At 48.3% G+C, this 22,021-nt stretch carries 16 protein-coding genes; 6 read left to right on the top strand and 10 right to left on the bottom strand.

Annotated elements, in window-relative coordinates:
- Window positions 1-68 precede the first annotated feature (68 nt).
- From PAEVO_RS06255 to PAEVO_RS06235, 5 genes are all read right to left on the bottom strand, one after another.
- On the bottom strand, window positions 69-344 hold the full coding sequence (locus PAEVO_RS06255) for a hypothetical protein (RefSeq protein WP_133120304.1): 276 nt from the start codon (window positions 342-344) through the stop codon (window positions 69-71).
- 89 nt (window positions 345-433) lie between these two features.
- Window positions 434-2,032: an amidohydrolase gene (locus tag PAEVO_RS06250; protein ID WP_100536776.1), complete on the bottom strand. Its 1,599-nt coding sequence runs from the start codon at window positions 2,030-2,032 to the stop codon at window positions 434-436.
- A gap of 129 nt (window positions 2,033-2,161) precedes the next feature.
- On the bottom strand, window positions 2,162-3,397 hold the full coding sequence (locus tag PAEVO_RS06245; protein WP_394056363.1) for an RICIN domain-containing protein: 1,236 nt from the start codon (window positions 3,395-3,397) through the stop codon (window positions 2,162-2,164).
- A 440-nt stretch (window positions 3,398-3,837) separates the two neighbouring features.
- Window positions 3,838-4,248: a VOC family protein gene (locus PAEVO_RS06240; RefSeq protein WP_165789621.1), complete on the bottom strand. Its 411-nt coding sequence runs from the start codon at window positions 4,246-4,248 to the stop codon at window positions 3,838-3,840.
- Window positions 4,249-4,362: 114 nt separating this feature from the next.
- Window positions 4,363-5,700 carry a helix-turn-helix domain-containing protein gene (locus PAEVO_RS06235; RefSeq protein ID WP_100536773.1) on the bottom strand — a complete coding sequence of 446 codons (1,338 nt, stop codon included), beginning with the start codon at window positions 5,698-5,700 and terminating at the stop codon, window positions 4,363-4,365.
- Between the two features lie 286 nt (window positions 5,701-5,986).
- On the opposite strand from PAEVO_RS06235, the gene PAEVO_RS06230 reads away from it, so the two are divergent.
- Both PAEVO_RS06230 and map read left to right on the top strand, forming a co-directional pair.
- Window positions 5,987-6,706 (top strand): TetR/AcrR family transcriptional regulator, encoded by a 720-nt coding sequence (locus tag PAEVO_RS06230; protein WP_100536772.1) that lies wholly within the window; start codon window positions 5,987-5,989, stop codon window positions 6,704-6,706.
- 20 nt (window positions 6,707-6,726) lie between these two features.
- The gene (map, locus tag PAEVO_RS06225; RefSeq protein ID WP_100536771.1) at window positions 6,727-7,473 is read left to right on the top strand and encodes a type I methionyl aminopeptidase; all 747 of its coding nucleotides are present in this window, start codon (window positions 6,727-6,729) and stop codon (window positions 7,471-7,473) included.
- A 420-nt stretch (window positions 7,474-7,893) separates the two neighbouring features.
- On the opposite strand, the gene PAEVO_RS06220 is transcribed toward map, so the two are convergent.
- The 4 genes from PAEVO_RS06220 to PAEVO_RS06205 all read right to left on the bottom strand — a co-directional run bounded on the left by PAEVO_RS06220 (window position 7,894) and on the right by PAEVO_RS06205 (window position 15,446).
- A complete protein-coding gene (locus PAEVO_RS06220) occupies window positions 7,894-10,278 on the bottom strand; it encodes a polyprenyl synthetase family protein (protein WP_100536770.1) in 2,385 nt (794 codons plus the stop codon).
- Window positions 10,279-10,371: 93 nt separating this feature from the next.
- Window positions 10,372-11,079 (bottom strand): alpha/beta hydrolase, encoded by a 708-nt coding sequence (locus PAEVO_RS06215; protein ID WP_243390644.1) that lies wholly within the window; start codon window positions 11,077-11,079, stop codon window positions 10,372-10,374.
- A 224-nt stretch (window positions 11,080-11,303) separates the two neighbouring features.
- On the bottom strand, window positions 11,304-14,756 hold the full coding sequence (locus PAEVO_RS06210) for a glycoside hydrolase family 2 TIM barrel-domain containing protein (RefSeq protein WP_100536769.1): 3,453 nt from the start codon (window positions 14,754-14,756) through the stop codon (window positions 11,304-11,306).
- A 276-nt stretch (window positions 14,757-15,032) separates the two neighbouring features.
- Complete coding sequence (locus tag PAEVO_RS06205; protein ID WP_100536768.1) at window positions 15,033-15,446, bottom strand: YugN-like family protein; 414 nt, start codon at window positions 15,444-15,446, stop codon at window positions 15,033-15,035.
- Window positions 15,447-15,940: 494 nt separating this feature from the next.
- On the opposite strand from PAEVO_RS06205, the gene PAEVO_RS06200 reads away from it, so the two are divergent.
- The 4 genes from PAEVO_RS06200 to PAEVO_RS06190 all read left to right on the top strand — a co-directional run bounded on the left by PAEVO_RS06200 (window position 15,941) and on the right by PAEVO_RS06190 (window position 21,081).
- Window positions 15,941-17,731, top strand: coding sequence for a hypothetical protein (locus tag PAEVO_RS06200; RefSeq protein WP_100536767.1), 1,791 nt, complete (start codon window positions 15,941-15,943; stop codon window positions 17,729-17,731).
- 302 nt (window positions 17,732-18,033) lie between these two features.
- Window positions 18,034-18,189, top strand: coding sequence for a hypothetical protein (locus tag PAEVO_RS33700; RefSeq protein WP_165789620.1), 156 nt, complete (start codon window positions 18,034-18,036; stop codon window positions 18,187-18,189).
- A 41-nt stretch (window positions 18,190-18,230) separates the two neighbouring features.
- Window positions 18,231-19,574, top strand: coding sequence for an ArsB/NhaD family transporter (locus PAEVO_RS06195; protein ID WP_100536766.1), 1,344 nt, complete (start codon window positions 18,231-18,233; stop codon window positions 19,572-19,574).
- Window positions 19,575-19,809: 235 nt separating this feature from the next.
- A complete protein-coding gene (locus PAEVO_RS06190) occupies window positions 19,810-21,081 on the top strand; it encodes a saccharopine dehydrogenase NADP-binding domain-containing protein (protein WP_100536765.1) in 1,272 nt (423 codons plus the stop codon).
- A 147-nt stretch (window positions 21,082-21,228) separates the two neighbouring features.
- On the opposite strand, the gene PAEVO_RS06185 is transcribed toward PAEVO_RS06190, so the two are convergent.
- Window positions 21,229-21,894 carry a DUF2642 domain-containing protein gene (locus PAEVO_RS06185; protein ID WP_100536764.1) on the bottom strand — a complete coding sequence of 222 codons (666 nt, stop codon included), beginning with the start codon at window positions 21,892-21,894 and terminating at the stop codon, window positions 21,229-21,231.
- Window positions 21,895-22,021 lie beyond the last annotated feature (127 nt).

The following is a 22,021-nucleotide window of genomic DNA, read 5'->3' as shown; positions in this document are numbered from 1 at the left end:
TATGGCTGAAGTCGCCGTGCCTCGAGTTCCATCTCCCGATGTATCGCCATTTCCATTCTCGTTCTTAGTCATATGTATGGATTCAACAACGGGTGATCGTATGCCAAAACATGTTGGATCCGGCCAGTCACGGAATCATCTTCATACTCGTTGCTCCATGGGAACAATTGCGCGTAGAGATCGGAGAACAGTTCATCATTCCTCGCAGCAAAACGGAGGGGGTGAAGATCAGCACTCAGCTTCACATCCAGCAAATCATGCAGCACCTGCAGCCTGTGAACGATCAACGACTCTGCCTCTAACATCTCACCCTGATGTAAATCCAGCGGCATCCTATCCTTCATATCCGAAATAAGCTGACTGAACGTCCGTTAAAAATCAACCATAAAAACAAATCGAGCAAGTCCATTACTGGACTGCTCGATTGGATCATTTACTGCGTGTAACCGATTTCCCCATTGACAATCGTCATTCTGATCTTTGCCTTCAGCAGTTCATCCGGATCCATATCATCCTCCAAGCAACGATCCACAACGGTAAAATCAGCATATTTCCCTAATTCAATCGTTCCCCGCTGCCCTGCTTCTCCCGCCGCCTTGGCGCCGCCAAGCGTAAACAATTCGATCGCTTCGGTTAAGCTCAGCTTCTCCTCTGGCATAAATCCATCGTGAGTCTCTTCCGGCTTCCGTCTCGTGATTGCAGCATGAATCCCGAGCAGTGGATTCAGCGGCTCGATAGGAGCATCGCTGCCGCCGGAACAAGGCAGCCCGGAGCGCAGCCACTTTTTCCATGCATACAAATAGCTTGTCCGATCAGGACCTACACGCTCCAGCACCCATGGGAAATCGCTGGCTACAAATCGGGGCTGCAGGTCAACGGCCAAATTCAGCTTACTCATTCTCTTAACCGTATCCGGGTGTACAATTTGGGCATGGATAAAGCGGTCCGGAAGTTTCGCTGCCTTGCTTAATGGTAAAAATTCAAGCACATCCGTCATCATCTCTGCCGCGCCGTCCCCAATCGCATGAAAAGCAACGGGAAAGCCCATTTTGCGCGCGCTGCCAACAATCTCCCTTAACTCCTCTGGAGTATGCATAGCCAGCCCCCGGGTATGAGGCGCATCATGGTAGGGTTCCTTCAGCAGTGCCGTTCTTCCGCCAACGGCCCCGTCCGCGAATAATTTAACGGCTCCGATACGGTCCCATTCGTTGCCGCTGCCTGCCTGGAGGCCAAGCTCCTTCATTTCATCAAGATAATCATGAAACATCAGCTGATGGGTACGGAAGTACAGTCCCTCCTCCCTCAGCTCTCTATGAATCCGCAACATGGCTTCAGCACTTCCCAGTAGACGGAGATCCTCCGTATGAGCTGCCGTAAGACCTAAACGAAGCGCATCACGGCATGCCTCAAGCATCGCTAATTTCAGCCTGAAGGGTTCAGGCTCCGGCTGAACCCTGGCAAAAGGTATCGATGCATTCTCGTAGATGCAGCCGTTTAAACGCCCATCGGCATCCCGGCCGAAAGCGCCGGAATCCGGGTCTGGCGTATCCGCTGTAATACCCGCTCTTCGGAATGCTTCCGAATTACCGAGGAAAGCATGGAAACAGGTCCTTGTTAGATAGACCGGATGTTCCGTTGTCATGTCGTCGAGTTCCTGCATGTTCGGAATCCGCTGGTCTGGAAAGTTATGTTCATTCCAGTTCAACCCCATGATCCACTCGCCAGGCTGCGTAACCGCGACCCTCGCCCGCAGCATAGCCAGCATCTCTTCCTTCGAGGTCGCCTCGGTGAAGTCAAGCATGTCAAGCTTCAGTCCATGCATACCGAGATGCATATGCGCATCGACCAGGCCAGGTAATACACAGGCGCCATCCCAATCCACCGTTCGATAATGCCGATCCGCCAGCTGAAGGCGCAGCTCGGCTGAGCTTCCAATAGCACGAATGATTCCGTCTTCCACATATATAGAATCCGCCAATGAAGCAGCATGTGGTGAAAAAAGATTACCGTTCGTAAAAAGGATAGGTTGCACGTTTTTATTTCCTCCGAATTTTTCCCATTATTATACCAGACAGACATGCAGCTCGTCAGCCGGAGCAGCCCTAAGTCAACCTTCACCCAAACCAAACAAGCAGCCCCTCACGGAGCTGCTTGTACAAGTTTAGTTAATTTTGGTGAACAACCACTTCTGCGCATCCGTACCATTGTCCGTCCACTGCTGGACAGCAGCCCCATCTGCTGTGGAAGCACTGGCTACATCGACTGCCAGTCCGCTTACTTTTGACACAAGTTTGTAATACCCTCCGCCAACCTCAACGATCCTCCAACGCTGCGCATTCGATCCATTATCGTCCCATTGCTGCAGCTGAACGCCAGTGGAAGTGGACGAATTCGGTACATCGAGGACTTTTCCGCTATGCACGGCTGTGAGCTTGTAGTATCCGTCTCCGGTGCTTTCTACTCTGAACCTTTGATTATTGGCGACGTAGTTGGTCCACTGCTGTATCTTGGCTCCGCTTGCCGTGGAGACATCCACAACATCCATCACTTTCCCGCTCGCCTTGGAAGCAATCGTGTAAATCCCATCACTAATAACGTTCGATGCACCCGTGTCCTGATACACACGTACATAATCCACCAGCATCTGCGATGGGAACGGCGTGGAATTGTTCGGACTTCCCGGCCAATTTCCGCCTACTGCCAGATTCAGTAATAAAAAGAACGGGCGCTGGAATTCCTCGGTATTGCCGGTTCCGTTCTCAATATAGAATTCATTGAACTGCTGACCGTCCACGAACCAACGGATATATTTGGAGTCCCACTCGATGCTATAGACATGGAACTGGGAGAAATCCAAATTGCCGGAAACTCGTCCAAATTCGGCATGCCCTCCTGCATCCCAGTGCACGGTACCATTCACGTAAGGGTTATGGTTTACCCGTTCCATAATGTCAATTTCTCCGCTTTTCGGCCAGCCAACCGAGCTGATGTTGCTTCCGAGCATCCAAAACGCCGGCCAGAGGCCCTGACCCGATGGCAGCTTGATCCGAGCCTCCACTTTCCCGTAAGTAAAGCTCTTCAAGTCTTGGGTTTTGATCCGGGCAGAAGTGTAATTCATGCCGCCATAGGATTCCTTCTGTGCCGTGATGACAAGATTTCCGCCAGTAACCTGCACATTCTGTGCCCGGTCGGTATAATATTGCAGCTCATTGTTTCCCCATCCACCGCTGCCGGTACCGATCTCTGGAGTCCAATTGGCTCTGTTGAGCGAGGTTCCATTGAACTCGTCACTCCATACCAAATTCCAGTTCGGTGCGGCATTGCTTTTGTTGACAGGCAATAGAACGACCAGAAGACTGAACAGTAGAACTACACATATTCCTTTTCTTAGCATCATGTTCCCTCCTAATTTTCATCGGATTTAGGCTTCATGGACACTTTGTGTATTTGCATAGCTGTTCATTGCGCGAACCGTCTACTGAAACTTCGAATCACCCCTCTTTCTGTTCTCTATTGTTTGCCGTACAACCAATCTATGATGGTAGATTCACTTGTTGTTCAAGAATATAACATATGAAATAATGCGCTTACATTTCCATTATAAAACCATTATATACCACGATCAACCTAAATTTATATTTTTTTACATTTAAAATCTGTAATTTATGCATCCCTATCCTATCAAAAAAAGCCGGCTGCAAGCATTGCCAAAATCGTAGATCCATTCAATTGACAGGTCCGACGATTGGACATCAAAGTTCCATCTGACGGAACAACAATAACCTGAACTCTCGCAGGGAGATTCAGGTTATTTGGGCCATATGATTTCATCCAGACTTATTCACGACATATCATGAGTTGGTTTCCATCGGGATCCTTCACGACGAACCAATGATTATGTTCAATCTCCGTCACGAGTTCCACTCCGAGCTTCTGCATGTATGCTAAAGATCCTTCCAGGTCCTCTGTCAGCAGCATGAACGCAGGAGTATCGATAGAGGGTGCTCCCCCCGGCTGATCTCCTCCCCACTTCGGCATGGTATCGAGGATCACTCCCGTTCCTTCCATCGGTAAAGGGCATAGATGACCATTCATAACCTGGCAATCATCTTCCGCTATTCCGAGTACACGGCAGTACCAGCTGCGCGATCTTTCGATATCCCGAACCGGAATGAATATGCTGCCCACTTTGTTCTTAATCGGGCTAGCCAGAGCATGGTTGTGACGATCCTGCATTTGTTCGTTCATTGTTTTGCCTCCATGTATCAGTTTTAACACGCGGGGTGTCATAAACGGTCGATACCCTTCCGGCTGCACTCTTTCGATAGGCAATCGGCTCATGAACTCCCTCCATTCTTATGACTATGACATGATTTGAACAGGAACATAACACTTCACGTTGATGATCCCGTCATCCGCCTCTTCCTTAGGTAAGTAACTCGCGTACCAAGAACGCGCTGGATCTGGCCTATACTCGGTTGACATATCGAGCCACCGATCCACTCTTTCAAGTACACCCGTCATTGTGCCATAAGCACCTGACTCCAGACAGGCATACCGTCCGCCTTCCAGCTCAACTTGTAGATCTACTTCTTCACGGGAAGGAAGGAACTCCTTAGGAGGAGCGATATAAACCTCGTAGGTAGAGTTTTCGTCCAGCAGTCCACCGTCACAGTGCATGAACACGCGAATTCGCGAATCATCAATCAATCCATTTCGGCATAACCAGGAAATGGAATCTTCATCCGCTTGTTTCACGCAGTCTACACCCGTCCTTCGAAAACGCATCACCTTCAGCGAAGACAGCTCCACGATTTCGATACGCTTCACCAGCTTGCTTCGTTCCACCGGAAGATAAAGCTTCATGCGAACGATTTGATCCTGGTTCAGAACATATTCTTCAATGAATTCATGCTTTCCTTGCTCAAACACGCTGCGGGGCAGCCATTCGGAGAACAAACGGTTCCAGGTGTTTTGAATACTGTCTTCCGCCACCGATGGCGTTCGAGCCACCGCATACAGACCGCCGTTAAGAGTCATGGAATATAGTTCGCGATGCTTTAAATTCTCGGCCTGGTTCATCAGGTCAACAGCGAGCAGCTGATAACCGAATGGCTTGGTTTCATCTTCCATGTCCACGTTCCAACCGAAGAGCCTCAGCCCATTGAGGTCGACGCGGTGTGAAGTCAATCGTTCGCGAAAATGATCGATCGCAGCAGTTTCTATGCCATTCTCAAATTCGGAAACAAACAGATGGCCGATCCCTTGCTGAGGATTCAGACGGATAACCCTTACTTCAGGAAATCGTTCAGATAACTGCCGCTCTTCCAGATAGCATACATGTTCATTCAGATTCATCCGTTCGAAACTATAAACCAGCTGAGATCTCCGGTATTGTCCTGGAGTCAGTCCCGTGAGCCTCTTGAAGGTTTTAATGAATGTCGGGTAGGACTCAAATCCGCAGCGGTATCCGATATCGATTGTTGGCAAATCGGTATCCCGCAAGCAGATGGCGGCTTCGTTGATTCTGCGTTTACGTATGTACTCCTTAATGGGGTGTCCCGTCAGGCTATGAAACAATCGGTATAAATTGGGCAGTGACATGGCAGCCACGCCGGCAATTTCCTCGAGTGTCAGCGATTCGGTAAGACGATGTTCGATGTAATCAATGGCGCGTTGAACGATTTCACTGCTCTGCATTTCAAATACTTTTGCCCCCTATCTATGTGGATTGGTCATGAGGTCATCATATCAAATTCCAAGCCGGAAGAACTGTACTTTTTTATCAAAAAATGAGAAGCGTTGCTATGACAACCGTTAGCGTAGCGAGTTTCCAAACCGGTCGCCCGTTCGAGGCTAACCCGTTAGTTAAGCACCGATTTCTAGGTTGAGCCGGAAATCCTTCAGCTAATCTCTTGTTATTCACAAGCCGATGTTTTATATTGACATAAGAGTAGGTCAAAAATAAAAGAGGTGAACGGACGAGGTGACTCCACGCACGAAGGAACAAAACGAAGAAATCCGGCTGCGGCGTCTGGTGCAAATCCGGAAAGCCGCTGCCGATGTGTTTTTGAATAAAGGGCCTTTACTGGAAATCCGCGATGTGGCCGTGCAGGCGGGACTCGGCTATGGCACGGTATACCATTATTACAGCAATAAGGGCGATTTGCTCCACGATCTGCTATGGGACGCGTTGGATCGGGCCGGGGAATGGCTGGAGGTCCCGCGCGCTTCGGCTTCGGGGGAGGCGCCGGCGGGCGGGCATTTCGGCTTGGCGGCTGCGGCAGACACCGGGAACTCGGCTGCCGCGGATTCCCGAGGCGGAAGCCGTGAAACGGCCGCTGCCGCAGAGCTTGCCCCCGTCGCCGCCGCCGGCTTCCGGCTGCTGCAGCTTTGGGCGGAGGACCACGCCCTGTACCTGCTGTTTAAGCTGGCCGGTGAGGGCTTTGCCTCGCTGCCTGAAGCGCGCTCGGTCCCGCTCTCGGCCGCCTTTCGCCGGGAGGTGCTCGCGCCGCTTGCCGCGCTGCTGGAAACCGGCCGTGCGGCGGACGGGGCTGCCGCTTCCGGCGGAAACGCGGCGGAGCCGCCGCTGCTACTGCGAGCGGAAATGCTGCTGGCCGCCTTGGTCGGCTGCGCCTCGCTTTCGCTCCGCCGCGGAAAGCTGCACGAGGAGGCCAGGGATATCGCCCGGTTTTTAAAATTATAGAATGGAGCGAATATACAAAGATGATCATTTTAAAATCACCTAGAGAAATCGAAGAGATGAAGCCGGCGAGCCAAATTGTTGCGGACTGCTACCGCGAGGTGACCAAACTGATCGAGCCTGGGATCACCACCCGGGAAATCAATGACTTTGTAGCCAGACACATCACCAAGCTGGGCGGCAAGCAGTTTACGAAAGGGTACAACGGTTTCCCCGCCGAAACCTGCACTTCGGTCAACGATGTGGTGGCCCACGGCATTCCTTCGAACCGGGCGCTGATGCATGGCGACTTGTTGAAGCTCGACATCGTCGTGGAATACGGCGGATGGTTCGGCGATTCGTGCTGGTGCTATGCGGTGGGCAATATCCGGCCGGAGGCGCAGAAAATCATGAAGGTGGCAAAGGAATGCTTGGATCTGGGGATCGCCCGGGCAATCCCCGGAGGCCGGCTCGGCGACATAACGTCGGCGATTCAACAGCATGCGGAAGCGAACGGGTTCTCGGTCGTACGCGATCTGCTGGCGCACGGGATCGGGCGGAGCCTGCACGAGGAGCCGAACTACGAGCATGTCGGCGTAGCCGGCAAAGGCATTCGGTTAAAGGAAGGCATGGTGTTTACGATTGAACCGATGATTAACGAAGGTACGTTCCGTATCACGATTGACGACGATCAGTGGACGGCGAGAACGGCCGACGGCAAGCTGTCGGCGCAATATGAGCATACGATCGCCATCACGGCGGACGGACCGCTGATTTTAACGGCCCAGTAGAATCGAGGCGAACCGACGGGAATGCGTCATTTTAGGAATAAGTCGCCAATCCGGCCTGCTAACCCTTCTTTACTTCGATTACAGTTCATTTGTCGAATGATCCTTAATGGGTTGCTTCCCAGTTCGTTGATTCCATAGCAAAAAGACATTCCGGGTGGGATGCCTTTTTGCTCCTCCATTCAAACTACTTGTGAAGAAAGCTTGTGAGTAATGGCAGCAACAATTCCGGATTCGGCATATGGTCTTGACCCTATATCTTTTGGGAATACGCGGTATTTCTTCTGGATTGCTGCTTTCACAAACCATCCTTGTAACACGTATGGCCTTAACGAATGCCGGAACCAAAAAAAGTGCTGGCATTCACGCCAACACTTCCACCCGGGATATTTTCTCTACATTCAACAATTTAGTTATAGCAATTTAACGTTCTCGATTTACCATGTAATTTAATAAATGCTTGAGAAACGCCGTATTGCGCGGCACCTCCTGGAGCGCCTCCATGGCGAGGCAATAATGCTCCCACATTTCCCGACTGGCGCCTTCCTGACCCAAAATGCTCACAAAGGTCGATGTGTTGTTCTCCGCATCCTGCCCGCCGGGTTTCCCGAGCTGCTCCAAATCCCCCTGCACATCAAGCAAATCATCCTGAATCTGAAAGGCAATGCCCGCATGGTAAGCGAATTTCTTCAGTGTCGCAATTTCGGTCTCCTTCACCTGGGCAAGGATGGCTGGCATAACGAGAGATGCCTCGAACGCAATGCCCGTCTTGTAATAACAGACCGTATTCAACTCCTCCAAGGACAATGCCTTTCCTTTTGAATTCAAATCCATCGCCTGGCCCGCACACATGTCACCCGCTCGCTGGGACGAATATTGAATCAGGTTCAGTACTGTTTTCGGATCAAACCCTTCTAGGGACGATTGTTCCTCGATGGCCTTCTGAATCAGGAACAGGCCGGTGATTTCCGCCGTCGCGCTATCATGAACCCGATGCAACGTCGGTCGTCCTCTACGCGTAGAGGCGTTATCCTGGGACGGCAAATCATCGAAAATCAAGGAAGCGGTGTGCATGTATTCAAGCGATCTCAGCAGCGGTACGATGGCGGAAGCTTGCAGTCCGTATTCGTTCACGCCCATGACCCAAGTCAAGATGGGTCTTAGACGCTTGCCATCCCCTTCGAGCGTATAATTGGCGGCGTCAATGAGCGACTCTTTCATTGGTGGAATGCCAGGGGACTTCGCGATTTGCAAGCCGTTGTTGATCTCATTCCGAACGGTTTTGAAGGTATCGACAAAAAAATCCCTTTCCTTCCGCTCGTTTCGGAGCACCGAAATCATCTGGTCCCGCAGCAATTTATCGAAGAAATCCACCTGATCGGCTTTGCGAACCATTTGCTGGATAAGCCGATTAAACTCCGGGATTCCGGATGCAAAAACACCCATGATTTCATTATATTTTTCTGCCCCGACACGTGCTTTGCAGCGCTTCAGGCCATTAATGGCCCGGTCCAGCATCACCTCTCGCGTCTTGGCGTCCGAATGATACACGTCATGAATCAGATGAGAGATGACCGCCCAGTACAGTTCAAACGGATTGATAAGATCCGTACGCTGACCGCGATATTTTAAATAGTACGTGTACGGTGTTACCGCCCCGTCCTCCATATCCTGAAACATATCGGCAAAATCATCGGCCAGCTGGTTGTAGATACCGTAGAAGAACGTCCGGTCCTCAAAGCCTTCGTCGGCCGATGCGCTGATGACGGAGCGGACGATCAATCGGGAGGACGATGATTTCAGGATGATCGGCAAATATAATTCCTCGTTGCTGTAATTGGGATTTGCGAGATCCTTAATGCGGTCAATATGCTGAGATTGAAAAAACACATTAGACTGCTCGAAAAAAGCATGCTGCGTTTCCGGGCGTTGGTGCCCCTGAATATACTCAAATGCCTCCCGAAGCTCCGTATGAACGAAATGAACGAGATCCATGTTCTTACCGCTCCACTGACCAAGCTCTGGTACCGTTCCAGTGAGTAGCGCCTGACGTATCATCTGGGAGTACTGTTCCTTCTCTTGAGCGTTCAAGACGCCTGAATCGAGCAGATCGTCTATAAAAGGATAGGTCAACCCGTAAGAATAACCCAATCGGATGGCATCATCAAGGCGAGCCGAACGCTCTGCTGGCGGAGTCTCAGCCCCCATATCTTCAATGACATGCAGGACAACGCCAACAATAATTTTGATCAATTTGCGCTGGGCTTGCTCCGCATCCATCTCCTCCGGAATATGGGTCGCCACATGCTTCAGTTTGTTAATGACCCAAATCACGGCATTTTCTATGCCTTCCTTCTGGGCCCAGCGGTACAGCCCGGCCAAACTCATATAATCCGGCGTGTCCCCTCCGTTCGCACTGGTGGAGCGAAGGAGAAGTTTTTTGGTATCGGCAACAACGCGCCGAATTCTGGCCTTCGTGTCAGACGAGTCCAAAGCCATACCCAGATCTCTCATATAAATATAGGAAATGCTTCGATCCAAGTAATCTTCCAATCCACCGGTATAATGGAGCCATCCGATATATCTATGATAATCCCGGGTATCCGGTTTCTTTTTACTCGGCGATAAAAAAGACAGCCATGAAGGACGATGAATATGCTTCCTTTTCCACATTAGAATGTCTTCTGTCAGGATCGGCACATAACTCTTTTCCTTGACCTGTACATAAAGTGATGCAAAATACTGAGCTGCCTTCTGCTCAGCCCGCCGATATCCCGTATCGGCATAATCTGTATACGCCACATTCATATGATGGAATCCCTCAACTTCTTTAAGTGTTTAACATGTACCCATGTTTATAACCTATATACGTAGAAGTTTCAATCGGGTTACATTTCAGTTTCAGCGTTGAAACGAATCGATAGCTTGTATCCAGATGTCCATAGCCTCCGTCACTTCGATCAACTGCTCTTCTGGGGTTAAGGAAGCTTCATTGTCTCCCTTCTGGAAACCGTAAGAACCGAATTGTCCGTGATTGCCGCCCGCAATATCCACGTATGTCGTATCGTCCGGCAGATTCTCTCTTGCAGCTTCCCATTTTGTTCGATCAAGAACACCATCCTGCGTTCCGGTCATCTGGAGCGCGGACATTTTCAATCCGTTTAGCTTGCCTCCATCATCCGCATATGAGGCCATAAAATATACACCGTCAATAACATCCGCATGTTCAGATGCATATCTGGCAGCAAAAACCCCGCCTAAGGAATGCCCACCAATGACATAACGGTTGCCGGGATGCTCCGATATAAACGCATCCGCCTTATTCTGTCCGAACACGGCGAGATTCAAAGGCATGGATGCAATATACACACGGTGCCCCTTCTCAGCCATTCTCTTGGCAAAAGGCGCATAACTTTCGGGCTCCACCAAACCACCCGGATAAAATATAATGTCAGGCTGGATAACCTCCCTGCCCGCTGGCTCGAAACGATAACCGTCTTTAAGTTGTTCGATGGTTATTTTGGTATCATGTTGAAACACCGCTTGCGCTTCTTCCAGCGGTTCATAGGCGAGGGAGTCCAGCAGGACCCCAGCCGCTATAATCACCATGACTAAAATGCATAGGGTCCATATGCAGAACCTGCGCCACCTCTTGCTCTTCGGTCTATGGTTTGGCCTCATTTCCATCACGTTCCCTTCCATCTAGGTATGTCAACCATTTAATTATACCGCAGGGTTAATTAAATGCCTATGAATCCGTTCAGAGATATTCTTATCTTCATTAAAACAAAAGAAGACTGCCGATTGGATCAGCAGCCTCGATAACCCGTGTATTATGAACCTGATCGTACAAACCGGAACCAGCCAAAATCAAACTGGCTTCCCGGCAGGAAGATGAACGTCACCTTCTGTTTGCCGGTCACATGCTCCAGATCGAATATTCGCTCTTCGTATCCATCAGACTGCGTAAATTCAACAAGCTGATTGCTTTCCCCTTCCGAATGGGCAAACCGGATATGAATCGTATTCTTATCTATGGCTGAACGGCCGTATACCGCCAGTCTCGATGTACCTGCTTCTGAAAAATCCATAGAGTCAAACTCAAGGGAAACATTATTTCCTATACCTTCAACAACCTTGTCATCCATAATCTGAAAAGTATCTCCATAGATCCGATCGCTATCTGCGGCAAAATTCTGCTCGAACGCTCGATTCCCCGCTTGAAAATAAAACCCTTTGATATGCACCTTCTGACGAAGGACAAAGCATATTGACGTGATGCCGCGCAGCTTCTTGGACAACCGGTAGGTTTCTTCCTGATACACGTTCCACTTGGACTCTTTCTGATACATACAATCGGCCAGCAAAGAGCTGCCCTCCTCACCGGGCATGCCTTCCCAGATTTGCAGCGAGTACGCTTCGCTTGATAGTGCAAATATCGGAATGGTTATCGTATCGGAACCATGGGGACCAAAATCGATGTCCCGAAACCCGACTTGCGTCTCGCCGTCTCTGCTCGTAGCTACGCCTCTTTCGTTCCCGTTTCCAACCTCACCTTGACTGTAGTCATACAGTCCTGCAGAAATGAAGGAGTATGGGTCTTTGTACGCTGCACCCAAACCGTCGACTTGAAATTCAAGCTGAGAAATAAGCTTGGTTTTATCCGTCCCGTTCCGACTCGTACACCTCAAACGAAACTCACCGTCGCCAAGAGCAGTCACGATGGCTTTATGCCCATCGGCTTCCACACTGGCGATGTTGGATTCGATGCCGGCATCATTCACGACAGCCCATTCGACCTCTTGATATGAGGTTTTTGGCGGATGTAAAATGGCATGCACCACCATTTGCCGATTGGACGGATGAAAGGTTTGACCTCCTTCGCTGATCAGTTCCATCTTGCGAAGCGGAAGCTCCAGCATACTCCCCGTCAGGCACGGCCCCTCTTCGTTATTCATGCTTGCCGATATGCCCTTCCTCACTTCATCCCGTGCAGGAACGGATGTCAAATGTAGAACTCGGCTCTCCATACCAATCGAAGACACTTCGATTCGGATTTGGCCTGGCTCCAATGTTGCTCCGATGATCGCCATCAGTTTACCGCTGAACAACCTTCTGCTCCGGCCTTTGTACGGATCATAATCCGTGCTGTCCCCATTATCGAGTCCAAGCAATCGCCCGGCACCCGTGACATGGACCTCCACCCGGTTATTCGCGTTCTCGACGGCATGGCCGTCCTTATCTTCCATCGCGATTTCAACAAAGATAAGGTCTGTTCCGTCGGCAGTTAATTCTTCTTTATCCGGGCGCAAAACAATTCGCTTGGCATCACCAAATGAGGATCGTATATCCGTAGCCACGATACGGCCTGCTTCGTCATAAGCGATCGCTTTCAATTTGCCTTTCACGTAAGGAATCTTCCACCAACCCACCAGTTCTCTTCCGTGTGCATGGTCAATATCATGCTTACCCATGGTTTCCCCATTAAGCTGCAGTTCGACGCTGGGCGCATTGGAACAAATGCGAACATCGATCCATTGACCATCGTTGAAATCCCAATATGGCAGCAGATGCACCATAGGTTTCACTTGGTAATCCGTCCAGGCCGCTTGATAGATATAATAAGAATCCTTCTTAAAGGTGGCCGTATCCACCTGTCCGAAATAAGAGTTTTTGGTATGATACGGCGTAGGCTCTCCAATATAATCGAATCCGGTCCATATAAACTGTCCCAGCGAGAAAGGCATATCCCGCTCAGCCAGTATGCAGGCCTCCGCCGATTTGGCCCCCCAACTTGTCGAGCTGTTTCCAAGGGAGGAACACTGCTCGTCATCATCGGCCAGAATGGATTTTTCAAACGGAAAATGATAAATGCCTCTGCTTTGTACAACCGACGCGGTCTCGCTGCCATAGATGATCCAATCCGGATGTTCCCGGTGATGCTTCTCGTAATATTTCTCGGCATAGTTATAACCTGCCACCTTTACGATGTCGGCACATTGTTGAGCGTTCTCCCAAGGCATATAATTGGACCCGATGGTAACGCTTGCATTTTGCTTGGGATCGTATCGTCGGACCTCTGCCATCAGCATTCTTGTTATATCCTGCCCCCTCTCATCCGCATGGGTATCATATATTTCATTACCGATACTCCACATCATGAGGGACGGATGGTTCCGGTCCCGCTTGACCCAGCTCTTCACATCGCGCCGAACCCAATCCGGGAAGAACCTTGCATAATCATAAGAGGTTTTCGGTCGTTCCCACATATCAAAGGCTTCCGATACGATCAGCAGTCCCATCTCATCCGCAAGATCCATCAATTCCTTTGCAGGCATATTGTGAGCGGTGCGGATCGCGTTAGCTCCCATGTCTTTCAAAATGGCCAATCTTCTGGCTAGGGCGGTTTTGTTGAAGGCTGCTCCCAAGGCTCCGAGATCATGATGCTCGCAAACGCCGTTCAATTTCAGTTTACTGCCGTTCAAGAGGAAGCCCTGATTGGGATCAAGCTGAATGTGGCGGAATCCCACGTTGTGCGATACCGATTCTACCATTTCATCGTGCGAGTCTGCCGGTCGATCTGTTCCAGTCACCTTCATTTCGGTAACCAACTGATACAAATGAGGCTCATCCGGGCTCCAGAGCAATGGACGCTCTACGGCTAAAGTTTGCGTATTCGTTATGCTGCCAGTGCGGATTGCGTTGACGCGATCTGACACCTCTGCGATCCTCTGACCATCCTTCATGATCACGTGGCTGATAAGCACATCATTTACGATGTTCACTTCCGTGTCGACTTCGACCAACCATCCGTTTTCCTGATATTTTGTCGATATGTAAATACCGTCCGTTGCGATATGGTTCGCTTCCCTTGTCTTTAACCACACATTACGATAGATGCCCGCACCCGAATACCAACGGCTGTTCGGACTTTGATGCACCACCTTCACAACGATGACATTCTCCCCTTCTACCAGGACATCCGTTATTTCGTGTTCAAAGGAGGAATAGCCATACTTCCATTCACCCACGTAATGACCATTGACATAGACCGAAGAATCCATATACACGCCGTCAAAACACAGCAGAACCTGACCGCCTTCGTTATTCCACGACCATAGCTTCCGATACCAGCCTATGCTGTTTTCATATAAATTCTCCGTATTATAAATAAGCCAATCATGGGGAATATCCACGGGTTTGAATTTGAGATTCGCCGAATCCGTAAGGTCAAGACTGCTTTTTGCAAATGTCCATCCATCATTAAATAATGTTTTTTTGTTCATGGGTGGTATCACCTTCTTCATTTATTTAATCATTCCATGTTGGCAGCATATTGAAGCCTGTCTATCCTACTATATCAGGATGCTTGATCATTTGATCCCGCTTTTACAAAAGTACTAAAGTTTTCAAAGGATATTCTTTAATTGCCATATTTCTTTTCTGCCCATACAAAAAAGGAGCCCTTTGGCGGCAGCATGCCTCAGAGCTCCTTTACTTGTTATGATGGATATATGAAAAAGAGATCAAGAAAACTTGATCTCCTCGAATAGCGCCGAGTGTTAGTGCAAGTACCCTGTCTCCACTTCGTCCAAGACTTTTCTTGCTTGTTCAATCCACATATCATCCACCGATGCGTCAGGGTCGATCGGAGCCTGGAATTGATCAAAGAGAGCTCCCATTAAACGAGGTACCGCATGCTTGTCGGTTCCCGTATTGTATATATGTCTGAACACGAATGGACGGCCAAGCTTTATCGTAGCATGACAACCGCCGCATTCGCCGTCCAAGCTGCCTTTGGTGACCAGAAAAGGGATCCGAAGCCACACCATCCGCTCCTGGTCCAACCGCCGGTCCAGATAGCCATGCTTGTAATCCCAATTGCCGGCTAACGTAAAATCATGTTTACATAGATAGGTATCAATATTCACAAAACGGTCTTCAATATTCTCCAATCTCGATTCCAAATTAATCATGTGCGCCCGCCTTATCTTTTTAGTCCTAGCATGGGCTTGAATTCCAAGCAATATACGGATCTCATTTTAAGATTTCAACATGACAAATCGTTTCCATATATGCGGAGTCTCGCGGTCCAAATCTGACGAGCCGCTCCTCTCCCTTAAATTACTAGTCGCTATGATGTAAGCTTTCAAATCTCCTCCATAACCCATAAATTTAATGAAGTTTTTTATTAAAATAGTGACACTAGGCCATATCGAAGTCAAAAACACAACTTTTTTCCTAAGCAGTTAGCCTTAATCTTGTTCAAATTCATATAATTTAGTTCATTTAGTTAAACATTTCCAAATATAGAGTAGTTCCTTTTAAACCGATCATTCGTTCGATGTAATCCTTGCTCCCTGTCCCGTGAGAACAAGGGCTCATCTTTTTTTGAGGTATCAATGCTATAATAACCCCGTTTACTAAATAGAGAATATGTGGAGTTCTCGCAGAGAAACGGAGGAAAAACATGAAAGTAAAAAGTTACCCGATGCTTGCCGGCCTCTTGGCTGTCATGCTTCTGGTGGGGCTTCATACCCCGGCTTATGGAGAAAATGCTACAAAAAAAGCAACTTGGATCTGGCAGACGAATCTGATTCAGGATGGCGGCGAAGAAGTGCTTCGTTTTTCCAGAGAAGAGGGAATTAATCTAATCTACTTACAGATTGATCGTCAACTGCCGTCCGAGATTTACGAGGCATTTATACAGCGTGCGCATGAGAATCAAATCGCGGTGCATGCTTTAGGAGGAGATCCAAGATGGGCCCTCACCGAACATCGGGAGGATATGCTCGGACTCGCTGATTGGGTGATCAACTATAACGGCAAGGTTTCGGCTGGTGCCAGATTTGACGGAATCCATCTTGATATAGAGCCGTACGTGCTTCCCCACTGGGAGGATGAGAAGGACAAGATCATCAGCACCTGGGAACAAAATCTTAAGGTATTCCTGAATCAAGTATCCAGGAACGACCTGGAGCTCGGAATCGACATCCCCTTCTGGTTTGATCCATACACCTTGGGTAGTGGAACCAGTCTGAATGAATGGCTGATCGGTACATTTGATCATGTTACCGTGATGGCCTACCGGAACGAGGTAGAATCCGAGCATGGGATTCTGGACCTGACGCGAGATGAGCTTGAGCTTGCCAACAGGCTTGGTAAGCAGATTCTTATTGGGGTTAATACGAAGGAAATGCCGGGTGAGTCTCACACCAGCTTTTATGGACATGGTAAGGAAAGAATGAACGAGAAATTGGAGCATCTGTCCAGTGCGCTCAGTTCATATGCATCCTTTGCCGGAATCGCTATCCACGATATTCGCAACTGGCAAAACATGTCTGATGATGAGAGCGTACCGCCAGACGATAAGGAACCAACTTCTCCATCGCCGGCCCCCGATCCGGATCCTGAACCGGGAGAAGGCGGTCGCGTGCCCGATGCGGATCCGGTTACACGGGACCCTATCGTAAGAGGCACCTATATATGGGAAGCCCATGAGGTGATTCAAAACAGTCAGGAAATACTTGATTTTGCGAAAGCGAAAAACTTGAACTGGCTGTATGTAAGGCTGGACCTGGAGCAGCCTTACAGTTCGTACTCATCGTTTGTTAAACAAGCGGCTGCAGCCGGAATTGAGGTTCATGCCATGGGTGGCCATCCGATATGGGCACTTGAGGAGAACCGGCCCAGAATGCTGCGATTGGTCAATTACGTGAAGAACTACAACCGCGCAGTGGAAGGCAATGAGCGTTTTCATGGCATTCATCTGGACATTGAACCTTATGTGCTGCCTGCATGGAGGGAAAATTCGCAGCAGGTTATTTCCGAATGGACCGCGAATCTGGATGTCTTTGTTACGGAATTGAAAAAAGATTCCAACCTGGAAGCAAGCATGGATATGGCCGTATGGCTGGACAAATATAAAGTTACCGGCCAAGATATGTCGCTCAGCAAGTGGATGATCAACCGTATGGACCATGTTTCTCTCATGGCCTTCCGGGATACAGCGGAAGGATCGAACGGGATTGTCGGGGTCGCTAAGGAAGAGATTGCATTTGCCGATGAGCTGGGCAAGCCGATCAAGATTTCTGTAGAGATCAAAGCCAGCCATGAAGGCGATCATATTTCCTTCTATGAAGAAGGAGCAGGTTACATGGAGGAAGAGCTTGCCAAGCTGCCTGATTTATTGAAGGATTCACCTTCCTTTACCGGTAGCGTGGTGCATGCTTATGCTTATTGGAAGAATGCTAAACCGTGAATACCGTAAGTTGAGGTGAAAATAGCCCCGCTGCTCTATTTGAGCAGCGGGGTTATTCTATATGTTCCCGCAGACTCGTCCCCTTTTGTCCATTTCCAGAATCCTACCTTCATCCCCTTCATGTTTAAAAGACTACCTATCGCATGCACGACCCTACAATCGCGGAATATCGCGCGATCAAGGCAAATCCATTAGAGCAATGCCAGTCCTCGATACATATAAATAGAGTATATCTATCTACTAATTATGAATGGTAGGTATCTTTACAAAAAATGAATAAGTGACGGCGAGGAGTGATATTCGTGATCGTGCTCATTGTTATTTTGTTGGCAGGCTGGGGACTTTACTCTCTACTAACGCCTCCTAAACAGATTCCAATTGAATCTATTAAGGATGAGGCTGCAAGAGAGCAAGTTGCTTTTATTAGTGTCGTGATCCCCGACAATAAGGATACGTAACCATTGCAAACGATCAATGATAGAAGGGAGTGAGACACTCCATGCTCAGTCCAGCAGTGATCACACTAACCATTGCAGCCTTTATAATCGCCATGGTTCTAATCATATGGCGTCCGAATGGATTAAATGAAGCCATACCGGCTTCCGTTGGTGCTGCAATCGTTGTATTAAGTGGGAGCGTATCGTTGCCGGACCTCCTAACGATCGGGTCAACCTTAAGCAGCGCTGCCATTACGATTATAGCCACCATTGTCATGGCCATCATACTCGAGAGTTTCGGGTTTTTCAATTGGGCTGCCGAGGGCTTGGCGGCCAGAGCTAGAGGGTCGGGAATTCGGCTGTTCTGGTATGTCAATTTATTATGTTTTCTAATGACGCTATTCTTTAACAATGATGGAAGCATACTCATTACAACGCCGATCCTCCTTATTCTGCTCAAGCGACTCGGACTCAAAAACCATGAAAAAATCCCTTATCTACTCTCAGGCGCACTCATAGCCACTGCATCAAGTGCACCTATAGGCGTCAGCAATATCGTAAATTTAATCGCTTTAGAAATTGTGGACATGGATCTTTACATGCACACCATGATGATGTTCGTTCCGGCGACCCTCGGGCTTTTGCTGCTCGTATTTCTGTTATTCCTCTGCTTTAAACATCAGCTGCCGCGTAGGCTTCATGTGAAGAAACATTTGGGCGAAGGTAAACATCCGCTAAGCAGTTCCCTGAAATCTCCAGCAGATGTTCACAAACGCAATTTGATTATGCGTAATGTTCTCCTGTTTGTTTTTACTGTTCGAATTGCTTTATTCGTTGCTTCCTATCTAGGAATACCTATCGAAATTGTTGCCATCCTAGGCTCAACCATTCTATTGTCCTGGAGATGGGCCGTTCTGAAAATCCCCCCAAACGATTTATTGAAAAAAACACCCTGGCATATTCTTGTCTTTGCCTTCGCGATGTATGTGCTCATCTATGGACTTCATAACATCGGTTTAACGCAGCTTTTGATCCAATTCTTCGAACCTATCGTTGCAACAGATCTACTAAACGCCAGCTTGTTAATGGGTGGCCTTCTCTCTTTATTATCGATCCTCTTTAACAATCACCCTGCCCTGATGGTAGGCACCATCACGCTAACCAATATGAACCTTGATCCGCTAACTCTCAAGATTGCTTACCTCGCAAGTGTAATCGGCAGTGATATTGGAGCGCTGCTTCTCCCGATGGGTACTCTCGCTTCCCTTATATGGATTCATATTCTGAAACAGCACCATGTCAAAATCAAATGGAAGGATTATATCAAGGTCACGATATTGACCATCCCTCCTACCCTTATATTTACGCTGGTGATTCTGGCCTTTTGGGTTCAATGGCTATACTGATGCTGATGCGGCAACTCGAGGAGAGCATTGAAAATGATGTGGCGCGCCGTTCATCGTTCTTTAAGAACGATGAAGAATACGCACATCATTCATTGCTCTCTCTTTTACGTCCAATTCGTTCCGCTGACTATGTACATATCATGATTTCGAACGAATATCAGCATTCCGTGTGTGTTCGTACAGACCTTTCCACCACTCTATGAATAATGTGTTACTAGAAAGGAGTTGGTAGAATATGAAGCAGCCTCCCATCGTTATCAGCATACTTGGGAGTTCCGGCGGAGTGGCTAAAGCAATCCTCTCGCTTTTAGAGAAAAGCCTTGGCGATATCCATGACCCCATTCATATCTTTATGAAGCACAGCAAGATTCATCTGATCGACCTGAAGCAGGAAGAAGCGGCACATTATCGAACATTCATGCCGAATTTGCTCAAGCATGCGACACTGCACCAATTCGATTTGAACCATTTGGAACAGTTTCGCCAGCATTTGCGCTCGACCGGCACCACGCATGTCATCGATGTATCATGGGCGGATACGGTCGATATGCTTACATGCTGCCAAGAAACCGGCGTACACTATATGAATACCGCGCTTGAAAATCCGAAAGTGGATGAGAATGAGAGTCTTGCAGGATATACGCTCTTGGAAAGGTACCGAATTTTCCAGGAAGGCCGAAATCAACCCTCACGATCTGCCGCCATCATCGGCACCGGTATGAATCCGGGTGTCGTCCAGTGGATGGCCATCAAGTTAATGAACGAAACACCTGGCGAGAAACCGCTGGCCTGTTATATCGTTGAACATGACACTTCACTATACAAAGACCCTTCTCTTGTTAAAGAGCGCACGATTTACTCCACTTGGTCGCCAGAATGTTTTCTCGATGAAGCCATTCTCAACTATCCAATGTTCATGAAGCATCGGTTTCCGTTCACCATGCATCTTCCGGTATACGAGCTTGAATTCAAGGTCACGTTGGGAAAGAAACAATTCTATGGATCATTAATGCCTCATGAGGAAGTATTGACCCTCGGCAAACTCTTCGATATGGAGACTGGTTTTATCTACCGCGTAAGCGACCATACCATTCATTTAATCCGTTCCCAGCTTGAAGATATTGACGAAATATGGGAATGGGATCAGCAGGTGCTTGATCCGGTGAATGGTGAAGTCGGAGGAGAAGATTTAGTGGGGGTTCTGCTTGTTTATCCAGACAAAGAGCGGTATATGTATAATGTTCTGAGCAGCGATGACATTTTCCCTCAATATCATATCAACGCCACCTATTTTCAGGTCGCCTGCGGCCTATATGGCGCATTATGCACGCTCCTCAAAGATGAAATTGCAAATGGGGTTTATTTCGTGGATGAATTACTCCTTCAGACCGAAAGTCGATACGGTGACTATCTGTCCTATTATATGAAAGATTTTGTGAGCGGCGAGAATCCGAGCACGGATGGACAACTGCTCGATCGCATGAAAAGATACCCTCCTCCCTCTTAAGGAGAGCTTCATTGATTAAATAATGACTTCATTAATATGAGTACCGACTCATATGGCATTTCTCAGAGCTTGTTAAATAGCAACCCCACCGCCAGATGAACTGTCAGTGGGAAGTCTGAAACTTTCTAAAAATTTAGCGTATCAGCTTTAGGGCAGATGGATCGATTTAATGTGATCCATATGCAGGTAAATGTCGTCTCCGCCGGCGAGAACCAATTGAATGATTTTATCATTGACGGATTTCAGCAATCCTTTTTTGTGGGGATGTTCGCCGAGATCGAATATGACGAGCTGCCCCTCAAGCTTTTTTAATTGCTGGTCCAAGGTGCGGGACAGTGCAACACCGGAAGGCTGTACTGGAAAATGTTCTTGGCTGAGACTGTAAGGGGTCATGTTGGGCGGATACGGTATCAGATATTTGACGTGGTTAACCGGAATATAAACCGCCTGATGCATCGGTGAGTGATACACAAAGAAATCGTTCATTATGCCCGTCACATAACCATGCAATGAATGTGAGCCTCCCAAGTATATTTCCGTAAAAACGCCCCTGGAATTCATCAACATTTTGCGATATGAAATATTGGTGAGATCAATCTTAGAATCAGGACCGCTATCCATTGCAGGGTTTTCCCATTCTTCATATAAACGTAAATGCTGTAAATGATGGATTGGAGTATATATATATTTTGAATTGGAATATAACACCAGAACGTCGCTTCCCATATCAATGAATTCTCCATGAAGCAGCGTCTTGCAGCCCGAAAGCTCCAACTCAACACGTTTGCCTATCATTGAACGTAATGGTTCCATCTCTTCCCTCCTTACAAAAAAACTTCGCTGCGTAACGGATGGCTTCGACATCATATAACTAGATCTTAAGCATCACGAATCACCATCACCTAACGCCTGCGCCTGCATATATTGTTGATATCGAACG

It is taken from the genome of Paenibacillus sp. GM2FR (assembly GCF_002803325.1).
Classification (GTDB): Bacteria; Bacillota; Bacilli; order Paenibacillales; family Paenibacillaceae; genus Paenibacillus_AQ; species Paenibacillus_AQ lautus.
This window is presented reverse-complemented; position numbering and strand designations above follow the sequence as displayed.